20 protein-coding genes are annotated in these 22345 nt (G+C 73.1%); 10 read left to right on the top strand and 10 right to left on the bottom strand.

Annotation, left to right across the window (positions count from 1 at the left end):
* Positions 1–49 precede the first annotated feature (49 nt).
* The 3 genes from ACTVZO_RS31885 to ACTVZO_RS31895 all read right to left on the bottom strand — a co-directional run bounded on the left by ACTVZO_RS31885 (position 50) and on the right by ACTVZO_RS31895 (position 4035).
* The gene (locus ACTVZO_RS31885) at positions 50–1240 is read right to left on the bottom strand and encodes a GDSL-type esterase/lipase family protein (protein ID WP_443301616.1); all 1191 of its coding nucleotides are present in this window, start codon (positions 1238–1240) and stop codon (positions 50–52) included.
* Between the two features lie 317 nt (positions 1241–1557).
* Positions 1558–3177 (bottom strand): malate synthase A, encoded by a 1620-nt coding sequence (aceB, locus tag ACTVZO_RS31890; protein ID WP_443301617.1) that lies wholly within the window; start codon positions 3175–3177, stop codon positions 1558–1560.
* A 270-nt stretch (positions 3178–3447) separates the two neighbouring features.
* Complete coding sequence (locus tag ACTVZO_RS31895) at positions 3448–4035, bottom strand: nucleotidyltransferase family protein (RefSeq protein ID WP_443303330.1); 588 nt, start codon at positions 4033–4035, stop codon at positions 3448–3450.
* Positions 4036–4373: 338 nt separating this feature from the next.
* Here ACTVZO_RS31895 and yczR point away from each other — a divergent pair, with 338 nt between their 5' ends.
* A complete protein-coding gene (yczR, locus tag ACTVZO_RS31900; RefSeq protein ID WP_443301618.1) occupies positions 4374–5864 on the top strand; it encodes a MocR-like transcription factor YczR in 1491 nt (496 codons plus the stop codon).
* A 17-nt stretch (positions 5865–5881) separates the two neighbouring features.
* Here yczR and ACTVZO_RS31905 read toward each other — a convergent pair whose 3' ends face one another.
* Positions 5882–6511: a response regulator gene (locus ACTVZO_RS31905; RefSeq protein WP_443301619.1), complete on the bottom strand. Its 630-nt coding sequence runs from the start codon at positions 6509–6511 to the stop codon at positions 5882–5884.
* Positions 6511–7803, bottom strand: coding sequence for a sensor histidine kinase (locus tag ACTVZO_RS31910; RefSeq protein WP_443301620.1), 1293 nt, complete (start codon positions 7801–7803; stop codon positions 6511–6513). The genes ACTVZO_RS31905 and ACTVZO_RS31910 overlap by 1 nt, the downstream gene beginning before the upstream one ends.
* 134 nt (positions 7804–7937) lie before the next feature.
* On the opposite strand from ACTVZO_RS31910, the gene ACTVZO_RS31915 reads away from it, so the two are divergent.
* Positions 7938–9023, top strand: a complete 1086-nt coding sequence (locus ACTVZO_RS31915; protein WP_443301621.1) for an ABC transporter permease — start codon at positions 7938–7940, stop codon at positions 9021–9023.
* Positions 9020–9700: an ABC transporter ATP-binding protein gene (locus ACTVZO_RS31920; RefSeq protein WP_443301622.1), complete on the top strand. Its 681-nt coding sequence runs from the start codon at positions 9020–9022 to the stop codon at positions 9698–9700. The genes ACTVZO_RS31915 and ACTVZO_RS31920 overlap by 4 nt, the downstream gene beginning before the upstream one ends.
* Here ACTVZO_RS31920 and ACTVZO_RS31925 read toward each other — a convergent pair.
* Both ACTVZO_RS31925 and ACTVZO_RS31930 read right to left on the bottom strand, forming a co-directional pair.
* Positions 9678–11219: a hypothetical protein gene (locus tag ACTVZO_RS31925; protein WP_443301623.1), complete on the bottom strand. Its 1542-nt coding sequence runs from the start codon at positions 11217–11219 to the stop codon at positions 9678–9680. The two genes, ACTVZO_RS31920 and ACTVZO_RS31925, sit on opposite strands and share 23 nt — an antisense overlap.
* A gap of 133 nt (positions 11220–11352) precedes the next feature.
* Positions 11353–12156, bottom strand: coding sequence for an IclR family transcriptional regulator (locus tag ACTVZO_RS31930; RefSeq protein ID WP_443301624.1), 804 nt, complete (start codon positions 12154–12156; stop codon positions 11353–11355).
* Between the two features lie 336 nt (positions 12157–12492).
* Here ACTVZO_RS31930 and allB point away from each other — a divergent pair, with 336 nt between their 5' ends.
* Together allB and alc are read left to right on the top strand one after the other, a co-directional pair.
* On the top strand, positions 12493–13827 hold the full coding sequence (gene allB / locus ACTVZO_RS31935) for an allantoinase AllB (RefSeq protein ID WP_443303331.1): 1335 nt from the start codon (positions 12493–12495) through the stop codon (positions 13825–13827).
* Positions 13828–13829: 2 nt separating this feature from the next.
* Positions 13830–14963 (top strand): allantoicase, encoded by a 1134-nt coding sequence (alc, locus tag ACTVZO_RS31940; RefSeq protein WP_443301625.1) that lies wholly within the window; start codon positions 13830–13832, stop codon positions 14961–14963.
* A 140-nt stretch (positions 14964–15103) separates the two neighbouring features.
* Here alc and ACTVZO_RS31945 read toward each other — a convergent pair whose 3' ends face one another.
* The gene (locus ACTVZO_RS31945; RefSeq protein WP_443301626.1) at positions 15104–15862 is read right to left on the bottom strand and encodes an SDR family NAD(P)-dependent oxidoreductase; all 759 of its coding nucleotides are present in this window, start codon (positions 15860–15862) and stop codon (positions 15104–15106) included.
* A gap of 178 nt (positions 15863–16040) precedes the next feature.
* On the opposite strand from ACTVZO_RS31945, the gene ACTVZO_RS31950 reads away from it, so the two are divergent.
* Complete coding sequence (locus ACTVZO_RS31950) at positions 16041–16658, top strand: dihydrofolate reductase family protein (protein WP_443301627.1); 618 nt, start codon at positions 16041–16043, stop codon at positions 16656–16658.
* A 102-nt stretch (positions 16659–16760) separates the two neighbouring features.
* On the opposite strand, the gene ACTVZO_RS31955 is transcribed toward ACTVZO_RS31950, so the two are convergent.
* Entirely contained in the window at positions 16761–17129 is a 369-nt protein-coding gene (locus tag ACTVZO_RS31955; protein ID WP_443301628.1) for a hypothetical protein, read from the bottom strand.
* Positions 17130–17379: 250 nt separating this feature from the next.
* Here ACTVZO_RS31955 and ACTVZO_RS31960 point away from each other — a divergent pair, with 250 nt between their 5' ends.
* Complete coding sequence (locus ACTVZO_RS31960; protein WP_443303332.1) at positions 17380–18234, top strand: DMT family transporter; 855 nt, start codon at positions 17380–17382, stop codon at positions 18232–18234.
* 64 nt (positions 18235–18298) lie between these two features.
* Here the strand turns inward: ACTVZO_RS31960 and ACTVZO_RS31965 are convergent, their stop codons facing one another.
* Complete coding sequence (locus tag ACTVZO_RS31965; protein ID WP_443301629.1) at positions 18299–19303, bottom strand: Gfo/Idh/MocA family protein; 1005 nt, start codon at positions 19301–19303, stop codon at positions 18299–18301.
* Positions 19304–19442: 139 nt separating this feature from the next.
* Here ACTVZO_RS31965 and ACTVZO_RS31970 point away from each other — a divergent pair, with 139 nt between their 5' ends.
* Genes ACTVZO_RS31970 through ACTVZO_RS31980 form a run of 3 tightly spaced genes read left to right on the top strand, consistent with a single transcriptional unit; the run spans position 19443 to position 22329 of the window.
* The gene (locus ACTVZO_RS31970) at positions 19443–20453 is read left to right on the top strand and encodes a sugar ABC transporter substrate-binding protein (protein WP_443301630.1); all 1011 of its coding nucleotides are present in this window, start codon (positions 19443–19445) and stop codon (positions 20451–20453) included.
* A complete protein-coding gene (locus tag ACTVZO_RS31975) occupies positions 20450–21481 on the top strand; it encodes an ABC transporter permease (protein WP_443301631.1) in 1032 nt (343 codons plus the stop codon). The genes ACTVZO_RS31970 and ACTVZO_RS31975 overlap by 4 nt, the downstream gene beginning before the upstream one ends.
* Positions 21451–22329 (top strand): ATP-binding cassette domain-containing protein, encoded by an 879-nt coding sequence (locus ACTVZO_RS31980; RefSeq protein WP_443301632.1) that lies wholly within the window; start codon positions 21451–21453, stop codon positions 22327–22329. Before ACTVZO_RS31975 ends, ACTVZO_RS31980 begins: the two co-directional genes overlap by 31 nt.
* Positions 22330–22345: the final 16 nt, after the last annotated feature.

Here is a 22345-nt window from a genome sequence, read left to right on the forward strand (position 1 = left end):
AGGGCCGGGTACGCCGGCGCGCCCCCCGTACGCGGGAGACGCTCCGGTCCTAGGGCGCAGGCGTCAGGAACATGCCGGTTTGGTCGGCGCCCGCGGTGTTCTTGCAGCCGAAGCCGGACGTGGCGGGCTGCGCCACGACCAGGGCCAGGCAGCGCCCCGCGGCCAGCTGGCCGAAGTAGTTCGGGTGCATGGACTCCTGGATCAGGCCCTGCGACTCGTTGTTGTCGATCCAGCGCGCCCACTCGCTCGTCTTCGCCGAGGCGGGCGCGGACGAGGTCACGTGCTTGCTCGCCTTGGCACACACCTCGCGCCCCTGGAGCATGTCCCGCAGGTCCAGGAACTGCACGCCCTTGGCGGCGGCGACGCCCTTGATGCGGTTCGCGATCTGCGGGACGAGCGAGTCCCGCGCCCAGTCCGAGTCCCGGTTCCAGAAGGGGCACCCGCCGGTGTTGAGGCGGCTCCAGTCGCTCTGCGTGTACCGGTTCTCCGCGCCGCGCGGGATCGGCGACGGGTAGGACTGCAGCACGATCCGGTAGGAGGAATCGGCGTACCCGGCGGCGCGCATCACGGCCCGGATCTCGTCCACGGACTTGCCGACCGAGGCCATCACGGCGTCGATCTTCTGGTCGACGCCGTACTGCTGGTCGTCGTAGCAGTACGAGTTCCAGATGATGAAGTCGTACGCGCAGTCCTTGATGATGTCGGCGAAGCCGAGGTCGTTGCCGCCGATGGACAGGGCGATGACCTTGACGTCGTGGCTCGCGGCCACCGCGGCGAGCTGATCGGCCTGCGGGGCCTCTCCCTTGAAGGCCACCCCGCCGTTGGAGGCGCGGAACACGTTCGCCGACGTGGCCCCGGAGCAGGCCAGGTTGACCGCCACGTCCGCGATCGGTCCGGCGCTGCGCACCTCGGCGGAGTCGGAGCGGTGGCAGCCGCCCGCGGTGGTCCCGTAGACCTTGCCGGGATCGTAGGTGCTGCCGCTGACCCAGCCCCGGTCGGTCCCGGTCCGGTTCCCGCTGTTGGTCAGGCTGTTGCCCTTCCAGCGGCCGGCCTCCCCGGAGATGTAGCTGTCGCCCATGGAGACGACGGCGGTGGGCCCGGTGCCGGGGCTGGCGGCGGAGGTGCCGGCTCCGGCGGCCATCAGTGCGCCGACGGCGAGCGGCAGAACCATTCCGGCTCCGGCCAGTCGTCGCACACGACTGCCGGCCCGGTCCTTGCTGACGGTGCGGAATCCGATCACTGCGGAACTCCTGCGGTCGGCCATGCGGGATCCGGGAACAACTCCGGCGCATGGCTGGGGAAGTGGGGGTTACCGCCGGCCGGTGGCATCGGAAAGGTGACACGGCCCCACTTGTTACCGCTAGGTACGGTCACGTTACGAACGAGTAACGACCGACCGGTCGTTCGGCTCCGGGGTCCGGACGGCGCCCCGTGAAGCGCCCCGTAAAGCGCCCCGGAGAACGCCCCGGAGAACGCCTCCGCCCCCGGCGCCGTGGAGGCGACGGGGGCGGAGGCGGCTGCGTTCGGCTGCTGTGCGTTTCAGCCGAATTCAGTCGTTCAGCCGACCAGCTGGTCGTATGCGGGGAGGGTGAGGAAGTCCGCGTAGTCGGCGTCCAGGGAGACCTGGAGCAGGAGGTCGTGGGCCTGCTGCCACTTCCCGGCCGCGAAGGCCTCGTCGCCGAGCTCGGCGCGCAGCGCGGTCAGTTCCTCGGCCGCGATGGTGCGGGTCAGCTCGGCGGTGGCCGTCAGGCCGTTCTCGAAGACGACGCCGGCGTTGATCCACTGCCAGATCTGCGAGCGCGAGATCTCGGCGGTGGCCGCGTCCTCCATCAGGCCGAAGATGCCGACGGCGCCGTGGCCGCGGAGCCAGGCCTCGATGTACCGGATGCCGACCTGGACGGCGTTGCGCAGGCCGTCGTAGGTGGGCCTGGCGTCCAGCGAGTCGATCGCGATGAGCTCGCCCGGGGCCACCGAGACGTCCTCGCGCAGCCGCTCCTTCTGGTTCGGTTTGTCGCCGAGCACCGCGTCGAAGGAGGCCATCGCGATCGGGACCAGGTCGGGGTGGGCGACCCAGGAGCCGTCGAAGCCGTCGCCGGCCTCGCGGTCCTTGTCGGCCTTGACCTTCTCGAAGGCGATCTTGTTGGCCTCGGCGTCCTTGCGGGACGGGATGAAGGCGGCCATGCCGCCGATGGCGTGCGCGCCGCGCTTGTGGCAGGTGCGGACCAGGAGTTCGGTGTACGCCCGCATGAACGGGGCGGTCATCGTCACCGCGTTGCGGTCCGGCAGGACGAACTTCTCGCCGCCGTCACGGAAGTTCTTGACGATGGAGAAGAGGTAGTCCCAGCGGCCGGCGTTCAGGCCCGCGGCGTGGTCCTTGAGCTCGAAGAGGATCTCTTCCATCTCGTACGCGGCGGTGATCGTCTCGATCAGGACGGTCGCGCGGACGGTGCCCTGCGGGATGCCGACGTAGTCCTGGGCGAAGACGAAGATCTCGTTCCAGAGGCGCGCCTCCAGGTGCGACTCCGTCTTAGGCAGGTAGAAGTACGGGCCCTTGCCGAGGTCGATCAGCCGCTTCGCGTTGTGGAAGAAGTACAGGCCGAAGTCGACGAGCGAGCCGGAGGCCGGGCCGCCCTCGAACTCGAGGTGGCGCTCTTCGAGGTGCCAGCCGCGCGGCCGCATCACGACGGTGGCGAGCTGCTCGGCGGGCTTCAGCGCGTACGCCTTGCCGGTGCGGGCGTCGGTGAAGTCGATGCGGCGCTCGTAGGCGTCGATCAGGTTGAGCTGGCCGAGGACGACGTTCTCCCACGTGGGGGCCGAAGCGTCCTCGAAGTCGGCGAGCCAGACCCGGGCGCCCGAGTTCAGGGCGTTGATGGTCATCTTCCGGTCGGTCGGACCGGTGATCTCCACGCGGCGGTCGTTCAGCGCGGCCGGGGCCGGCGCGACCTTCCAGTCGCCCTCGCGGATCTGTGCGGTCTCCGGGAGGAAGTCGAGCGTGGAGGTGCGGGCGATCTCGGCGCGCCGCTCGCCGCGGCGGGCGAGGAGCTCGGCCCGGCGCGGGGCGAACCGCGCGTGGAGCTCGGCGACGAAGGCCAGCGCCGCTTCCGTGAGGACCTCGTCCTGTCGGGGCAGGGGTTCGGCATCGACGATGGCCAGCGATGACGGCGCTGGTGCGGACATATCTGTCACTCCTTGCAGCGGCGGTGCCTGGCGGCCGCGGGGGAATGCTCGCGCGCGGACGGCACGGAGTGCCGTCGAGTGTGGAGAGTTCCAAATACGGTCGCGGGCGCCGTCTGGGGGTTCAGGGCGCTTCTGACCAGTGGATAGTAATTTCCTCATGGTGGAAGTTCAATGGTTTGTTGATGTCGAGATTCTCTTGGTCGACAGATTTTGCCCGCGAGATGGCGCTCAGTGCCACAGTGGTCACGCCCTGCGCTGCCCGAACGCACTCTATTCCCGCTCGAGCCGCGCCAGATCGGCGGGCACGTCGATGTCGAAGGGTTCGGCCACATCCGCGCACTCCACCAGAGTGAGCTCCGCGGCGTGCTGTGTCAGGTGGACACGCGCACCTTTGTCATCAGTGGCCGTTTCCGCGATGTCCGCCCACCGGTCCGCGCCGAACAGCACCGGATGGCCGCGCTCCCCGTCGTACGCCGCGGCCACCAGGCTCGCGGGGGAGCGGTAGGCCTCGCGCACCCGGGCCACGGCGGCCGGGCCGATGCCCGGCTGGTCCACCAGCGAGACCAGGGCCGCGCGGGCGCCGGTACCGGCCAGGGAGGCGAGGCCGGCCCGCAGCGAGGAGCCCATCCCCTGTGCCCAGTCGGGGTTGTCCACGACCACGCAGCCCGCCAGGTCCGCGCGCTCGCGGACCTCGGCCGCCGAGGCGCCCAGCACCACGTGCACGGGACCGCAGCCCGCCTCGCGCAGCACCCGTACGGCGTTCTCCACCAGCGGGCGGCCGCGGTAGGGCAGCAGGGCCTTGGGCCGCCCGCCCAGGCGGCGGCCACCGCCCGCCGCCAGCAGCAGGCCCGCGATCAGCGGGGGGCCGGAGCCGGGGCCGGAAGGGGCGGTGACACGGGCTGCGGCGCGCGAACCGGCGTGGGACGCGGGGTGGGCTGCGGCGTGGGAATCGGCTGGCATGCCACCGATTCTCGCTCCCGCGCGGACTGCGCGGCACGCCGCCTCAGGGAGCGACGTACGGCGGCCAGCGCGGCCCCCATCCGCAGCGGCTCGGCGATCCGGTTCTCGGCGGCGGCCAGCAGGGCCCGTTCGTCGCGGTCGGTCAGCATCACGCTTCTCCTTGCCAATCGGGGGCCAATACGGCGAGTCTGGTCCTCGATTGGCCTGACCGTCAGAGCCAATCAGGGGAGGTTGGCATGGCGAACGGGCGAGTGGTCCGGACTGCGGACAGAACGATCGGCAGCCGCCAGCTCGCGGCCCTGCTCCCCGCCGAGGTGCTGGCCCGCCCCGGCTACCGGGCGCTCGCCGACGCCGTGCGCACGCTGATCCTCGACGGCCGCATCGCCCTGCACGTACGGCTGCCCGCCGAACGCGAGCTCGCCGAGGCGGTCGGCGCCAGCCGGGCCACCGTCACCGGCGCCTACGACCTGCTGCGCGAGAGCGGCTACGTCCGCAGCCGCCGCGGCTCCGGCACCTGGACCGAACTCCCCGACGGGCACCTGCCGGTCGGCTCCTCGCGCATCCTCGGCGGCGGCACCGGAGGCCGGCCCGACGGCGACCCCGGGATCGACCTCGCCATCGCCGCCATGGGCGCCCCGGAGGGCAGCCTCACCGAGGCCTTCGCCTGGGCCGCGGCCCGGCTGCCCGGCCTCGCCCGGCACCCGGGCTACCACCCCTTCGGCCTGCCCGACCTGCGCACGGCCGTCGCCGAGCGGTTCACCCGGCGCGGGCTGCCCACCCGCCCCGAGCAGATCCTGGTCACGGCCGGGGCCCAGCAGGCCTTCGCGCTCGTCGTCAGCCTGCTCTGCCGGCCCGGGGACCGGGTCGTCACCGAGAACCCGACCTACGCCAACGCCCTCGACGCCCTGCGCCACGCCCGGCTGCGCACCGGGTCGGTGGCCGTCTCCGACGCGGGCTGGGACATGGAGATCGCCGAGTCCACGCTGCGCCAGACCGTGCCCCGGCTGGCGTACACGATCCCCGACTTCCACAACCCGACCGGCGCGCTGATGCCGCCGGAGCAGCGGCTGCGGCTGCTCGCGGCCACCCGGGCCACCGGGACCTGGCTGGTGGTCGACGAGACCATCGCCGACATCGCGCTGGACGTGCCCGCGCCCCCGCCGCTGGCCTCGCTCGCCCCGCGCGGCGGCGCCGAGCACGTGATCACCATCGGTTCGCTCAGCAAGACGCACTGGGGCGGCCTGCGGGTGGGCTGGATCCGCGCCACCGCGAAGATGATCACCGAGCTGACCTCGGTACGGGTCTCGGCCGACATGACCGGCTCGGTGCTCGACCAGCTGGTGGCGCTCCCGCTGACGGAGGGCCTGGAGCGCTCGCTGCCCGCGCGCCTCGCGCAGCTGCGGATCCAGCGCGAGGCCCTGGTCCGCTCCCTGGAGCGGCACACCCCGGAGTGGTCCTGGCAGCTCCCGCCGGGCGGGCTCTCGCTCTGGGTCGACCTCGGCGAGCCCGTCAGCTCCGCGCTGTCCGAACGGGCCGCGGCGGCCGGGGTGCACATCGGCCGCGGCGCCCGCTTCGGAGTGGACCCGGGCACCTTCGAGCACCGGCTCCGGATCCCGTACACCCTGCCCGCCGACCGCCTGGACGAGGGCGTCCGGCTCCTCGCGCAGGCCTTCCACGACGGGGTTCCGCTCGCCCCGGCGGTGGAACGGCCCTACTGGGTGGCGTAGGCGGAACGGACGGTGACCTAGGGTGTACGGATCAGGCGGCGGGTGGCGGCCGCGGCCACCGCCGAGGTGCGGGAGTCGACGCCGAGCTTCGCGTAGACGTGCACCAGGTGGGACTTGACCGTGGCCTGGCTGAGGAAGAGCCGCTTGGAGATCTGCTGGTTCGACAGGCCGTCCGCGACCAGCTGGAGCACCTCCAGCTCCCGCTTCGTCAGCGCCTCCGCCGGGGTCCGCATCCGGTCCATCAGCCGCAGCGCCACCGCCGGGGCCAGAGCCGACTGGCCCGCCGCGGCCGTCCGCACCGCCGCCGCCAGCTCCTCCGGCGGAGCGTCCTTCAGCAGGTAGCCCGAGGCGCCGGCCTCCACCGCCGCCAGGATGTCCGCGTCCGTGTCGTACGTGGTCAGCACCAGCACCCGGGGCGCGTCCGGCCGGGCCGTGATCAGGGCCGTGGCCTGAGAACCGTGCATGCCGGGCCCGAACTGGAGGTCCATCAGGACCACGTCCACCGGCTCGGCGGCGGCCAGCTCCACCGCCCGCTCGGCGGTCGCGGCCTCGGCCACCACCGCGAAGTCCGGTTCGGTGTCCAGCACCGCGCGCAGTCCCGCCCGGACCACCGGGTGGTCGTCCGCGAGCAGCAGCCGGATGGTCATCAGGACGCCTCCAGGGGCAGCGGCAGGGTCACGGCCACGGCGGTGCCCTGACCGGGGTCGGACTCCACGGTGAACAGCCCGCCCAGGGTCTCGGCGCGCGAGCGCATCGCGGGCAGCCCGAAGCCCCCGTCCCCGGAGGCGGCGGCCGCGGAGCGGGGGTCGAAGCCCACCCCGTCGTCCACGATGTCCAGCGTCACCGAGGCGTCCATGAAGGTCAGCGTGATCTCGGCGCGCTTCGCCCGCGCGTGGCGCACCACGTTGGCCAGCGCCGACTGCGCGATCCGCAGCAGGGCCACCTCGTACGGGGTCGGCAGCACCCGCGGGGTGCCGCTCAGCGAGAACCGCACCCGCGGCCAGGGCGCCCCGGCGCACAGCCGCCGCAGGGCCGCCGGCAGGGAGCCGTGCTCCAGGTCGGGCGGTGTCAGGGCGCGGACGAACCGGCGGGCCTCGGCGAGGTTCTCCTGGGCGGCTTCGCGCGCCTGCGCGATGTGCGCCAGTGCCGCCGCGTGAGCCCCGGCCGCGGACCCCGCCCCGGCGGTGCCGGCATCACCCGCCGCGCCCGCCGGACCCTCTGCGAGGGTCCGCTCGGCGGCCCGCAGCAGGAGCTGGATGGAGGACAGTCCCTGGGCCAGGGTGTCGTGGATCTCCCGGGCGAGCCGCTCCCGTTCGGCGAGGATCCCGGCGCTCCGCTCGGCGGCGGCCAGTTCCGCCCGGGTGGCGATGAGCTCCTCGATCAGCTCGCGGCGGCGCTCGCTCTCGCGGTACAGCGCCTGGTAGCCCAGTACGGTCGCCACCGCCACGGCGCCGCCCAGCAGAGGCCCGAGGAAGGCGCCGGGAGTCGCCGCGCTGCTGTGCGCGAGGAAGCCGCCGATGGCCGCGCAGGCGGTCAGCGCGACGGCCGCGACCCCCCAGCGCAGCCGCAGCAGGTGCAGCTCGAGGAAGTACAGCGGAAAGGCGATCCACAGCCCGTCGGGGGAGATCGCCAGCAGGCCCGCCCAGGCCGCGCCCAGCGCCGCCAGCCACACCGCCCCGGCGCGCGGCGAGCGGTGCACCACGGGGGCCCGTGCGCCCGCCGCGTACACGGCGGCGAGCCCCGCGCAGGCGGCGACCACCCAGCCGGCCCGGGGCGCGCCGTCGGCCAGCGCCCGCCCGGCGGCCAGCACGAGCAGCCCCAGCAGCAGGGCGTGCAGGCACAGCCGCAGCACCCTGGACACGGGCGTGAGCGGGCGGGACGCGGCGGGGGCCGGGGGAGCGGACGGAGCCGCGGGAAGGGCGGGAGCGGGAGCAGTCATGGCCGGACCAGCGTAAGTCGGCCCGGGTCACCCCCGGTCAACCGAAAGTTTGATGTCCGGGTGGGCCCTTCGATACGAGGATCACTACTGTGGCGCGATGCCTTGTGCCCACGCGGAAGACCAAGGTGGGGGACATGTTCGTCGCATGGAGAGATCTACGGTTCGCGAAGGGCCGGTTCGCCCTCATGGGCTCGGTGGTCCTGCTGATCACGCTGCTGGTCGGCCTGTTGTCCGGACTCACCGCGGGCCTGGCCCGGGAGAACGTCTCGGCCGTCACCGGGCTGCCCGCCACCCACCTCGCGTTCGCGGCGCCCGCGGGTGACCAGAAGGTGTCCTTCACCAACTCCCAGGTGCCCGAGAAGGCCTGGCGGGCCTGGCGGGAGCGGCCCGGGGTGCGCGCCGCCGAGCCGCTCGGGATCCGTACCACCAACGCCGCCTCGGGCGAGCGGACCGCCGCGGTGTCCGTCTTCGGCGTGGAGCCGGCCGGGGGGCTGGCCCCGCGCGGCGCGGGCCTCACCCAGGGCCGGGTGGTGCTCACCGAGAAGGCCGCGAAGGAGCTGGGCGGTCTCACCGCGGGGGCCGGGCTCAAGATCGGCCCGCTGGAGCTGGTGGTGGCCGCGGTCTCCGGCACAGCCGCCTACAGCCACACCCCGGTGGTGTGGATGGACCTGAACGACTGGCAGCGCATCGGCAACCCGGGCACCTCCCTGGAGAACCTGGCCACCGTCCTCGCGGTCTCCGGTGACGGCATCGACCTGGCCGCGGCCGACGAGGCCGCGGGCACCAGGGCGCAGACGGTGGACGAGGCCCTGGGCGCCATCGGCTCCTACCAGGCCGAGAACGGCTCGCTCCAGCTGATGCGCGGCTTCCTCTTCGCCATCTCGGCCCTGGTGACAGGCGCCTTCTTCACGGTGTGGACCATCCAGCGCAGCGGGGACATCGCCGTCCTGAAGGCGCTGGGCGCCTCCACCCCGTACCTGCTCAAGGACGCCCTCGGCCAGGCCGTGGTGATGCTCGCGATCGGCACCGGGCTGGGCACGGCGCTGGCCGCCGGCTTCGGGGCGCTGATCAGCGGCGGGGACGTGCCCTTCGTGCTCGACACCGCCACCGTGCTCGTACCGGCCGCCGTGATGATCGCGCTCGGTGCGCTGGGCGCGGCCCTGTCCATCCGGCGGATCACCGCCGTCGACCCGCTGACCGCCCTCGGGAGCGCCCGATGACCCTGCTCGTGCACGACGTCACGCTCACCTACCCCGACGGAGACTCCCGGCTGACCGCCCTCGACGCGGTGGGGCTGGAGGTGCCCGCGGGCACCCTGACCGCGGTGATAGGACCCTCCGGTTCCGGCAAGTCCAGCCTGCTCGCCGTCGCCGCCACCCTGGTCACCCCGGACTCCGGCCGGGTGGTCGTGGCCGGCCGGGACACGGCGGGGCTGAGCGCCGCCGAGAAGTCCGCCCTGCGCCGGGAGACGATCGGCATCGTCTTCCAGCAGCCCAACCTGCTGGCCTCGCTGACCGCCGCCGAACAGCTCCAGGTCATGGCCCACCTCTCGGGCCGCCCCTCGCGGCTGCTGCGCCGGCGCGCGCTGGAGCTGCTGGACGCGGTGGGGCTGGCGGACAAGGCCGACAAGCGGCCCCACCAGCTGTCCGGCGGCCAGCGCCAGCGGATCAACATAGCCCGCGCCCTGATGAACGAACCCGCCGTGCTGCTGGTGGACGAGCCGACCAGCGCCCTCGACCACGAGCGCGGCGCGGCCGTGCTCGACCTGCTGGTCACGCTGACCCGCGAGCGCTCCACGGCCACGGTCCTGGTCACCCACGACCACGCCCACCTGGAGCGGATGGACCGTACGGCGACGATGGCCGACGGCCGCCTCACCGTGTCGGTCCCCGCCTGAGCGACGCCCAAGCGCCCTCGGGGCGTGCCGAAGGCGCCAGGTAGGCGAGGCGGCCGCCCACGCCGGGGAAGTCCGGCAGCGGGAGCGGCCGCCAGCCCCGCGCCCAGGGAGGCGGTGGCGCCCCGGCCGGCACCAGCACGGCCGTGGGCCGGGTGCGGGCCAGGACGGCGAGCCCGTCCGCGGTGATGCTGCCGTCGTGGCCGCCGTAGACCTGGCGAGAGGCGCATCCGGCGCGGAAGGCCACCCGGACGGCCTCCTCGCCGCTGACCACGCAGGGCGGCCGTACCCCCTGGCGGTGCAGTTCGGCGACCACGGCGGTGAACGCCGTCCGGTTGGCCCTGCCGCGTGCTCCCAGCGTGGCGGTGACCGCGAGCTGGAGCGCGAGATGCGCGGCCAGCGCCAGGCAGAGCACTCCCAGGGCGAGTGGGCGGGTACGGGCCCGGGTGAACACTCGGGTGAGGCACAGGGCGACGGGGAGGGCCAGCAGGGCGTACGCGGGCAGCAGGAAGCGGGGTGCCGCGTATCCGACCAGCAGCAGGTAGGGCGCCGCCAGGGACAGCGCGGCCGCCGTGGGTACGAGGACCAGGCGCAGCCGCCCGGCCCGGTACGCGGTGACGAGCCCGCCGGCGGTCAGCAGCGGCAGCGCGAACCACCAGAGCGCGGTGACGGGCTGGGACCAGGGCACGTCGCACGGGCGGCAGAGCGTACGGCCGGCGAGGGCGCGCAGGTGGTGGCCGAACGCCGGGTGCCAGCCGAGGCCGCCCTGGATCTCGCCGGCGCGGTGCAGCCGGGTGAGGAGGCCGCCGTAGCGGAGCTCGGCCTCGATGACCCACTCGGCGCCTCCGAGCAGCGCCCCTGCCCCGAGCGCCGCGATCAGCGCGGGCCGCCGCCCGCCGCGCACGGCCGGCACGACGCACGCTAGCGGCAGGACGAGCCAGACCGCGTCGGAGGGGCGCATGAGCGCGGCGAGGGCGATCCCGGCGACGACCCCGGCGAGCGCGAGGCGGTCGCCCGGATCGCGGGCGGCCCGGAGGAAGCAGCCGACGGCGAGGAGCGCCCCGAAGGCCACCCAGAGATTGGGCATGGCCTGCGGACCGTAGAACAGAGTCGGCCACAGGCCGGCGAGGAGGGCACCGGCCAGGGCGAGCACGGGCGCGGGGAACAGCCGCCGCCACACCCAGAGGGAGAGCAGGAGCGCCGCCGCCGATAGCAGCGCCAGGTAGATCCGCAGGGCCGTGACGGACGGGGTGACGAGCGTGACGGGGGCGACGAGGAGGGTGATTCCGCGGGCGCGCGGGGCGCTGAAGAACGCGGCGGGAGCGTCGCGCGCGACCTGGCTGACGTATACGGTCTCGTCCCAGCCGAGTCCGGTGCCCGGCACGACGAGGAGCAGCTGGGCGACGGCGTACGCGGCGGCGACGGGGGTCAGCAGGACGAGAGCCCGCCGCCGCCCCGCGCCGGCGGCGGACCCGGGCGGGGCATCGGTCGGGCTCGGCGCCGTGAGGGGGGGCGGGGCCATGGGCGGACCTCGGGGCGGGGAGGCGGGTCAGTTGCCCACCACGCTGCCCTGCCGGCGCGCGCCCCGCCATCGACGGGCGGCAGTCGGCCCAGTGCCGGGCCGGCACGGCCGTGCCCGCCCGTGTCCGTGCTGCTCAGGCGGGGGTCTGGTTGGACAGGGCCACCGAGAGCTCGGCGGCGACACCCTGCAGGATCGGCACGAAGGACTCGGCCACGGCCTCGGTGACGCGGCCGGCCGGGCCCGAGATGGAGATCGCGGCGGCGGTCGGCGAGTTCGGCACGGACACGGCGAGGCAGCGGACTCCTATCTCCTGCTCGTTGTCGTCGACCGCGTAGCCCGACTTGCGGACCTTCTCCAGCGCGTCGAGGAAGCCCTCGGGCGTGGTGATGGTCTTCTCGGTCGCCGCGGGCATGCCGGTCCGCGCCAGCAGGGCCCGTACCTCGTCGGCGGGGGTGTAGGCGAGGAGCGCCTTGCCCACGCCGGTGGAGTGCGGGAGCACCCGGCGGCCGACCTCGGTGAACATGCGCATGGAGTGCTTGGAGGGCACCTGGGCGACGTAGACGATCTCGTCCCCGTCGAGCAGGGCCATGTTCGCCGTCTCCCCGGTCTCCTCGACCAGGCGGGCGAGGTAGGGGCGGGCCCAGGTGCCCAGCAGCCGCGACGCGGACTCGCCGAGGCGGATCAGCCGGGGTCCGAGGGAGTACCGTCGGTTGGGCTGCTGGCGGACGTAGCCGCATGCGACGAGGGTGCGCATGAGACGGTGGATCGTGGGCAGCGGCAGTCCACTGGCCGCGGAGAGCTCGCTGAGGCCGACCTCACCCCCGGCGTCGGCCATGCGTTCGAGCAGATCGAAGGCGCGCTCAAGGGACTGGACGCCACCGCCCGCGGCGGTGGGCTTGGCGGAAGCGTCGGTGGTGCTGGCGCTGGACGTCGGCACGGCGCGGTCCTTTCGGTGCTGGCAGGCAAGGAAGCAGCCTACCGGTCGGTCGGCGTCGGCCCTAGAGCAGGGGCGATGCCGTCCCCGCCGGTCAGAGGTGGTTTGTCCGGGTGGCGGACGTCCTCGGGAAGTTACCTTCCCGCCCCCCGGTGGTGGTAGCTACATTCTGTATAGCGAAATCTTAATTCCATCCTGTGGAAACATCCAATTGCGATGAGGGCGTGTCGGCGGTCCGTCCGGGCACTCTTGACTGCTTCTCGATCGCCGTGAAGACTCCGTCAACAGAACGTTGAATTTCGCTCTGTGGAAGTAGATGGGGAGGTTCCGGTGTCCGACGTGGCTGTGGAACTGGTACTGCGCTCGACGCGCGTCATCACCCCCGAGGGGACGCGCGCCGCCTCGGTGGCCGTCGCCGGCGGGAAGATCACGGCCGTGCTGGCGCACGAGGCCGAGGTACCGGCCGGAGCCCGGCTGGAGGACTTCGGCGACGACGTCCTGCTTCCCGGTCTGGTCGACACCCACGTCCACGTCAACGACCCGGGCCGCACCGAGTGGGAAGGCTTCTGGACCGCGACCCGCGCCGCGGCGGCCGGTGGCATCACCACGATCCTCGACATGCCCCTGAACTCCCTGCCGCCGACCACCACCGCCGGCAACCTGCGCGTCAAGCAGGAGGTCGCCCGGGCCAAGGCGCACGTGGACGTCGGCTTCTGGGGCGGCGCCCTGCCGGACAACGTCAAGGACCTGCGCCCGCTGCACGACGCCGGCGTCTACGGCTTCAAGTGCTTCCTGTCGCCCTCGGGCGTCGAGGAGTTCCCCGAGCTCGACCAGGAGCAGCTCGCCGCCTCCCTCGCCGAGATCACCGGCTTCGGCGGCCTGATGATCGTGCACGCCGAGGACCCGCACCACCTGGACTCCGCGCCGCAGAACCCGGGCCCCAAATACGCCGACTTCCTGGCCTCCCGCCCGCGCGACGCCGAGAACACCGCGATCGCGAACCTGATCGCCCAGGCGAAGCGGCTGGGAGCCCGCGTGCACGTCCTGCACCTGTCCTCCTCCGACGCGCTGCCGCTGATCGCCGCCGCCAAGGCCGAGGGCGTCCGGATCACCGTCGAGTCCTGCCCGCACTTCCTCACCCTCACCGCCGAGGAAGTCCCGGACGGCGCGACCGAGTTCAAGTGCTGCCCGCCGATCCGCGAGGCCGTGAACCAGGACCTCCTGTGGGACGCGCTAGCCGACGGCACCATCGACTGCATCGTCTCGGACCACTCGCCCTCCACGGCGGACCTCAAGACCGGCGACTTCGCGACCGCCTGGGGCGGCATCTCCTCCCTCCAGCTGGGCCTGCCGGCCATCTGGACCGAGGCGCGCCGCCGCGGCCGCAGCCTGGAGGACGTCGTGCGGTGGATGTCCACCGCCCCGGCCGCCCTCGCGGGGCTGGCGCAGAAGGGCGCGATCGAGGTGGGCCGCGACGCCGACTTCGCCGTCGTCGCCCCTGAAGAAACGTTCACTGTGGACCCGGCCGAACTGCACCACCGCAACCGGATCACGGCGTACGCGGGCAAGACCCTGCACGGCGTCGTGAAGTCCACCTGGCTGCGCGGTACGCAGATCGCCGACCACGGCACCCCGACCGAGCCCACGGGCCTCCTCCTCGAAAGGCAGAACTGACAGTGGCACAGCGTTCAACTGGACTGGCTTCCTTCACTGGTAACGCGAACCCGTACGGAGGCGGCGACCCGTACGCGGACTACCGCACCGCGGACTTCCCGTTCACCCAGTACGCGAACCTCGCAGCCCGTGAGCTGGGTGCCGGTGTCATCGCCGCCAACGACGAGTTCTTCGCCCAGCGCGAGAACCTGCTCATCGCCGAGGCCGCGCACTTCGACCCCGAGCACTTCGGCCACAAGGGCAAGATCATGGACGGCTGGGAGACCCGCCGCCGCCGCGGCGTCTCCGCCACCCAGCCCTGGCCGACCCCCGAGGACCACGACTGGGCGCTCGTCCGCCTGGGCGCCCCCGGTGTCATCCGCGGCATCGTCGTCGACACCGCCCACTTCCGCGGCAACATGCCGCAGGCCGTCTCCATCGAGGGCACCAACTGGGACGGCGCGCTCGCGCCGACCCCGGAGGAGCTCCTCGCCGACGACGTGAAGTGGACCGTGCTCGTCCCGCGCACCCCGGTCGGCGGCCACGCCGCCAACGGCTTCGAGGTGACCGCGGAGCAGCGCTTCACGCACCTGCGCGTCAACCAGCACCCGGACGGCGGCATCGCCCGCCTGCGCGTGTACGGCGAGGTCCTCCCCGACCCGGCGTGGCTGGCCACGCTCGGCACCTTCGACGTCGTCGCCCTCGAGAACGGCGGCTCGGTCCAGGACGCGTCCAACCGCTTCTACTCCCCGCCGACCAACACCATCAACCCGGGCCGCTCCCGCAAGATGGACGACGGCTGGGAGACCGCCCGCCGCCGTGACGACGGCAACGACTGGATCCGCTACCAGCTCGTCGCCGAGTCCGAGATCCGCGCCGTGGAGATCGACACGGCGTACCTGAAGGGCAACTCCGCGGGCTGGGCCTCCCTCTCCGTCAAGACCGGTGAGGAGGGCGAGTGGGTGGAGTTCCTGCCGCGCACCCGCCTGCAGCCCGACACCAACCACCGCTTCGTGCTGGACGCCCCGGCGGTCGGCACGCACGTCCGGATCGACATCTTCCCGGACGGCGGCTTCTCCCGCCTGCGCCTGCACGGCTCCCTGACGGAGTCCGGCGGCGCCGCCCTTGCCGCCCGTGCCCAGGAGCTCGGCGCGTAGTCCCGTCCCGCCGCACCGCCGTGCGCGGCCCGGGGGCCGACACCCCCGGGCCGCGCACGCCCCGTAGGGGCGCACCACTGCCCGGTGCGCCCCTACGCGCGTTCACCGCCCGTGCCCGGGTTCCGGGCCCGGGGTGAGGGTCATGCAGCGTGGCCGCCGTCCACGGCGTACTCGGCGCCCGTCACGTACGAGGCGTCCGGCCCCGCGAGGAAGGACACCAGGCCGGCCACCTCGTGCGGGGCGCCGAACCGGCCGAGTGCCGTCAGCGCGGCCTGCGGCCCGGCGTACGGCCCGTCGGCCGGATTCATGTCCGTGTCCACCGGCCCCGGATGCACGAGGTTCGCGGTGATGCCGCGCCCGCCGAGCTCCCGCGCCAGCGCCTTCGTCAGCCCGGTCAGCGCCGACTTGCTCATCGCGTACAGCGTGCCGCCCGGGCCGGGGACCCGCTGGGCCATGCAGCTGCCGATGGTGATGATCCGGCCGCCCGGACCCATCTGCCCGGCCGCCGCCCGCGCCGTCAGGAACACGCCCCGTACGTTGACCGCGAGCACCCGGTCCACATCGGCCGGGGCCAGCTCCTCCAGGGGCCCGAGCACGCCCACCCCCGCGTTGCCGACCAGGACGTCGAGCCGCCCGAAGGCCCGTACGGCCTCCTCCACCGCCGCCGCGCCCCCGTCCGCCGCGCCCGCGTCGGCCCGTACGGCCAGCCCGCGCCGGCCGAGCGCCTCGACCTTGCCGACCACCTCCGTGGCCGCCGCCGCGTCGGCGACGTACGTGACCACGACGTCGAACCCGTCCTCCGCGAGCCGCAGCGCGGTCGCCGCCCCGATCCCGCGGCCGCCCCCGGTCACCAGTGCCACCGAGCCGTTCATGCCGTTCATGCGGTTCATGCGGTTCATGCCGTCCTCCTCCGTCGCCGTCCGCACCCAATTGGTTGCGACTTCAATGAAATGGCGGTCGGCGGCCGTCCGCTGGCGGGAATCGGACGTGGCGTTCCGCGCGCGCCGCACCGATGAGTTCCGGCCGTCCCGGGAGTCTGAGTCCGCGTAAGGACGATCGAGCCGGGAGAGCAGAGCCATGGGAAAGCTGACCCTCACCACCTTCCTGTCCGTCGACGGCGTGATGCAGGCGCCCGGCGGCCCGGAGGAGGACACCAGCGGCGGGTTCGAGTACGGCGGCTGGGTGGTGCCCTACGCCGACGAGGGGATGGGGGAGTTCGTCACCGAGGTCTTCGACCGGGCCGGGGCCTTCCTGCTCGGGCGCAGGACGTACGAGATCTTCGCCTCGTACTGGCCGCGGCACGACGACCCCGCCGACCCGGTCGCGGCCAACCTGAACAGACTGCCGAAGTACGTGGCCTCGACGACCCTCGAGGAGCCGTCCTGGGGGCCGGTCACCGTGATCGACGGGGAGCAGCTGCAGAGCGAGGTCGTCCGCGCCAAGGACGCGCTGGAGGGCGAACTCCAGGTGCACGGCAGCGGGCAGCTCGCGCAGTGGCTCCTGGCGCGGGACCTCGTGGACGAGCTGAACCTGCTGGTCTTCCCGGTGTTCCTGGGCGCGGGGCGGCGGCTGTTCCCCACCGGCGGGCTGCCGACGGCCTTCGACCTGACGGGCTCCCGTACGACGTCCACCGGCATCGCCGTCCACACGTACCGGACCAGGGGCCGCGCGGCCTTCGGCACCTTCGGCGCATAGACGCCCCCTGGGGCCTGTCGTCTAACTCCCGTCTGCCCCGCGACGCCTGGCACCCGCTCTCGCCGCACCGGGCGAAAGCAAAGTACGTCCAGATCAATACACCTAGCGCGGGTCCAGGGCCAGTTGGACCACCCGGCCCTCGCGCAGGACGAGCAGGTCCGGGGACTCGTGCTCGTAGTGGCGGATCCGGCCGACCGGGCCGGGCGGGCGGATGTGGGGTGCCAGGAGCAGCAGGAGGTCCTCGAGGTCCGGGAGCTGCTCGGCGTGGATCTCCTGGCGGCTGGTCAGGGCCCAGCCGCCGCGCTCGTCCGGCCCGAAGTCGCCGACGAGCATGCCCCCGACGCGCCACGCCGGGCCCCGGGTGCCGAGGAGTCCGTCCGGCTCCAGCTGCCGCCGGAGCTCCGCGAGCGGCGCCTCCGGGGTGGTCTCGACGAGGTTGAAGGCCAGGTCCAGGGCGTAGAGATCAGCCATGTCCCCGATGCTACGGGGCAGGTCTGACAGGCCCGCAAATGGCTCGACCGGCATGATCGGCTCCGGTACGGTGGGCCCGCACGCGTGAGAGCCGCCGAAGTCTCCACTCCTTCCGGACCGTTGGAGACCACCGGTGACCGCGACCTCGCCCGCCCCCGAAGCCACACCCGCCGCTGTCGGCGACGCCCCCCGCCCCACGTCCGGCAGAGCTCCCGGCAGACCTCCCGGCGGCGCCGCCTGGCTCGCCGACCTGCCGGTCCTGGCCGTCGCCGTCGTCTGGGGCGGCAGCTACCTCGCGGCCAAGGGCATCACCACCACGCAGACCGTGATCGGCGTGCTCGTCCTGCGCTTCGGCCTCGTCCTGCCCGTGCTGGTCGTCGCCGGGTGGCGGCGGCTGCGCGCGCTGACCCCCGCCCAGCTGCGCGGCGCCGGGCTGCTGGGCCTCGTACTCGGCGGGATCTTCCTGCTGGAGACCTACGGGGTCGTGCACACCTCCGCCACCAACGCCGGGCTGATCATCAGCCTGACCATGATCTTCACGCCGCTCGCCGAGGCGGCCGTGCGCAGGCGGATGCCCTCGGGCGCGTTCCTCGCCGCCGCCGCGGTCTCCGTCGCGGGCGTGGTCCTGCTCACCCAGGGCGGCGGGTTCACCGCACCCAGCCTCGGCGACCTGCTGATGCTCGCCGCCGCCCTCGCCCGGACCCTGAACGTGCTGCTGACGGCCCGCATCAAGGCCGTCCAGGAGGCCGACGCGCTCTCCCTGACCACCGTCCAGCTCGGCGGCGCGGTCCTCGTCTTCGCGGTCCTGGCCGGGCTGCCCGGCACCGGGGACAGCCCCTGGGCCGTGGCCGCCGCCTTCGGCCCCGCCGAGTGGGCCGGGCTGGTCTTCCTCTCCGTCCTGTGCACGCTCTTCGCCTTCTTCGTGCAGATGTGGGCCGTCCGCCGCACCTCGCCCTCCCGCGTCAGCCTGCTGCTCGGCACCGAACCGCTGTGGGCGGCCGCCGCCGGCATCGCCATCGGCGGCGAGCACCTCGGCCCCCTCGGTCTCGCGGGCGCCGCCCTCGTGCTCGCCGGGACGGCATGGGGCCGTCGCGCCGTCGGCTGATTGTCCGGATCCGCTCCCCGTCCGGGGTGAACAGCGGCCCTAAGGTGGCCCGATGGCCACCCGCTCACAGATCCGGCAGCTCCGCCAGCCGGACCCGGCGCCCTTCACGGCGCGAGAGCACGCACGCCTCCGCGACCCGGAACGCGGCGAGCGCCTCCCGGCCGTCGCACGGGTTGGCGCCCTCGCCGCGCACCAGGCGCACGAAGGCCGTCAGCTCCGCCTCGTACGCGGGGGCGAACCGCTCCAGGAACCCCGGCCACGGCTTGCTCGCCGGCGGCGGGCCCTGCGGCTCGGTCGAGGCGATCGGCGTACGGTCGTCCAGCCCGACGGAGACCTGGTCCAGCTCCCCGGCCAGCTCCATCCGCACGTCGTACCCGGCGCCGTTGCACCGCGTGCCGGTCGCCGTGACCAGGGTCCCGTCGTCCAGGGTGAGCACGGCCGCCGCGGTGTCGATGTCACCGGCCTCCCGGAACCGGGCCGGTCCCGCGTCCGACCCGGTCGCGTACACCTCGGTCACCTCGTGCCCGGTGACCCAGCGGACCATGTCGAAATCGTGCACCAGGCAGTCCCGGTACAGCCCGCCCGAGGCCTGCAGGTACGCGGCCGGCGGCGGAGCCGGATCGCCCGTCGTCGTCCGTACGGTGTGCAGCCGGCCCAGGGCGCCCGTGCGGACCAGCTCCCGGGCCGTGCGGTAGCCCGCGTCGAAGCGGCGCATGAAACCCACCTGGAGCACTCCGCCGGCCGCGTCCACCTCGCGCAGCACGGCCAGGGTCCGGGCCAGGTCGGGGGCGAGCGGCTTCTCGCAGAAGACCGGCAGCCCGCCGCGCACCGCCCGTACGGCCAGCTCCGCGTGTCCCTCGGTGGCGCAGGCCACGACCACCGCGTCCACGCCCCAGGTGAAGACCTGCTCCACGGAGGGCGCGGCGGTGGCCCCGAGCCGGTCGGCCAGCCGCGCCGCCCGCGCGGGATCGGCGTCGGCGAGCAGGAGCGAGCCCGCCTCCGGGTGGCGGGCGAGCGCCGCCGCGTGGAAGGACCCGATCCGGCCCGTCCCGATGAGCCCGATGCGCATGCACTCAACCTGACCCCGTACGGGGGACCTGTCAATCTGCCCGGGCCTGCCCCGATGAGCCTGCATGGTCCACTGTGGCGGATACTGAGCGGCTGGAACCGGAATGACCGAATTGGTGACGAGGGAAGGGCGCGGCGACGTGGCTAGGGTTCGGACAGGGGTACGCGTCGTGGGCGCCGTGCTCGCGGCGGTACTGGGAGCCTCGCTCGCGGGCTGCAGCAGTACGGGCGGCAAGCGCGCCGAGGAGCGGGCGAAGGCCGCCGAGGCGGGCCGGCCGGCCGTCTCCACCCCGCGCTGGACCTTCGCGATGGTCACGCACGCGGGCGACGGCGACACCTTCTGGGACATCGTCCAGAAGGGCGCCAAGGAGGCCGCGGCGAAGGACAACATCAACTTCGTCTACGCCCACGACGACCAGGCACAGCAGCAGGCACAGTTCGTGCAGAACGCCATCGACCAGAAGGTCGACGGGATCATCGTGAGCCTGGCCAAGCCGGAGGCGCTCAAGGACGTCATCGCAAAGGCCGTCAAGGCCGGCATCCCGGTGGTCACGGTCAACTCCGGATCCGCCCAGTCCGCCGAGTACGGGGCGCTCACCCACATCGGCCAGGACGAGGAGATCGCCGGCGAGGCGGTCGGCACCGAGCTGACCAAGCGCGGCCGCAAGAAGGCCGTCTGCGTCCTGCACGAGCAGGGCAACGTGGGCCACGAGCAGCGCTGCGCCGGGGCGAAGAAGACCTTCTCCGGCACCATGGAGAACCTGTACGTCGAAGGCACCAACATGCCCTCCGTCCAGGCGTCCATCCAGGCGAAGCTCCAGGCGGACCCGTCCGTCGACGCGATCCTCACCCTCGGCGCCCCCTTCGCCCCCACCGCGGTCAAGGCCAAGGAGGGGGCCGCCAGCAAGGCCGAGGTGGACACCTTCGACCTCAACGAGGCCGTCGCCCGCGACCTGAAGTCCGGCGCCCTCGGCTTCGCCGTCGACCAGCAGCCCTACCTCCAGGGCTACGAGGCGGTCGACCTGCTCTGGCTCTACCGCTACAACGCGGACACGCTCGGCGGCGGCCGCCCGGTGCTCACCGGACCGCAGATCGTCACCGGCGCCGAGGCCGCCAAGCTGGAGGAGTTCATCAAGCGGGGCAGCCGATGAGCGCGTCCGCCACCGTGGACGAGCGGCTCGCGCCCACCTCCCTGGTCCGCAGGCTGCTGGGCCGCCCGGAGCTCGGCGCCGTCGTCGGCGCCGCCGCCGTCTTCGTCTTCTTCTCCTTCGCCGCCGACAGCTTCCTGCGGGCGTCCAGCCTCAGCACGGTCCTGTACTCCGCCTCCACCATCGGGATCATGGCCGTCCCGGTGGCGCTGCTGATGATCGGCGGCGAGTTCGACCTCTCCGCCGGTGTCATGGTCACCACCTCGGCGCTGCTGAGCTCGATGTTCAGCTACCAGATGACCGCCAACGTCTGGGTCGGCGTCCTGGTGTCGCTGCTGGTCACCCTGGCCGTCGGCTTCTTCAACGGCTTCATGCTGACCCGTACCAAACTGCCCAGCTTCATCATCACGCTCGGCACCTTCCTGATGCTGACCGGCCTGAACCTCGGCTTCACCAAGCTGATCAGCGGTTCGGTCTCCACCAAGAGCATCGCCGACATGGAGGGCTTCTCCTCAGCGCGCGCCCTGTTCGCCTCGCAGTGGAACATCGGCTCGGTCACCCTGAAGGTCACCATCCTGTGGTGGCTGGCCCTGGTCGCCGTCGCCACCTGGATCCTGCTGCGCACCCGCGCCGGCAACTGGATCTTCGCGGTGGGCGGCGGGGCCGACGCGGCCCGCGCCACCGGCGTCCCCGTCGTGAAGACCCGGATCGGCCTCTACATGGGCGTCGCCCTGTGCGCCTGGATCTCCGGGCAGCACATCCTGTTCTCGTTCGACGTGGTCCAGTCGGGCGAGGGCGTCGGCAACGAGTTCCTCTACATCATCGCGGCCGTCATCGGCGGCTGCCTGATGACCGGCGGTTACGGTTCCGCCATCGGTTCGGCGGTCGGCGCCTTCATCTTCGGCATGACCAGCAACGGCATCGTCTACGCCCAGTGGAACCCGGACTGGTTCAAATTCTTCCTCGGCGCGATGCTGCTGCTCGCGACGCTGCTCAACGCATGGGTCCGCAAGCGGGCGGAGGCGAAGTGACCGTGACCGACACCCCCGCGCTCGTGAAGCTGACCGGCGTCAGCAAGTTCTACGGCAACATCCGCGCGCTCCAGGGGGTCTCCCTGGAGGTGCACGCCGGCGAGATCACCTGTGTCCTCGGCGACAACGGCGCCGGCAAATCCACCCTCATCAAGATCATCGCGGGTCTGCACCGGCACGACGCCGGCAGCTTCGAGATCGAGGGCGAGGAGACCGTGCTCGCCAACCCGCGCGCCGCCCTCGACCACGGCATCGCCACGGTCTACCAGGACCTGGCCGTCGTCCCGCTCATGCCCGTCTGGCGGAACTTCTTCCTCGGCTCCGAGCCCACCAAGGGGCGCGGGCCCTTCCGCCGCCTCGACGTGGAGCTCATGCGGGAGACCACCCGCGCCGAGCTGCTGCGCATGGGCATCGACCTGCGCGACGTGGACCAGCCGATCGGCACCCTGTCGGGCGGCGAGCGGCAGTGCGTGGCCATCGCCCGGGCCGTCCACTTCGGGGCCAAGGTCCTCGTCCTGGACGAGCCCACCGCCGCGCTCGGCGTGAAGCAGTCCGGCGTGGTCCTCAAGTACGTCGCCGCGGCCCGTGACGCGGGCCTCGGTGTGGTCCTGATCACCCACAACCCGCACCACGCCTACCTGGTCGGCGACCGCTTCGTGCTGCTCAAGCGCGGCACCATGGCGGGCAGCCACACCCGCGACTCGATCACCCTGGACGAGCTCACCCGGCAGATGGCGGGCGGCTCCGAGCTCGACGAACTGAGCCACGAACTGGAGCGAGTGGCAGAATCGGGACCGGACCAGCCGTCCGGAGCAGCAGACACCGCATCCGGCACCACCGCACCCTGAGGGACGACACGACTCG

The sequence above is a fragment of the Streptomyces sp. IBSNAI002 genome (assembly GCF_052244475.1).
Classification (GTDB): Bacteria; Actinomycetota; Actinomycetes; order Streptomycetales; family Streptomycetaceae; genus Streptomyces.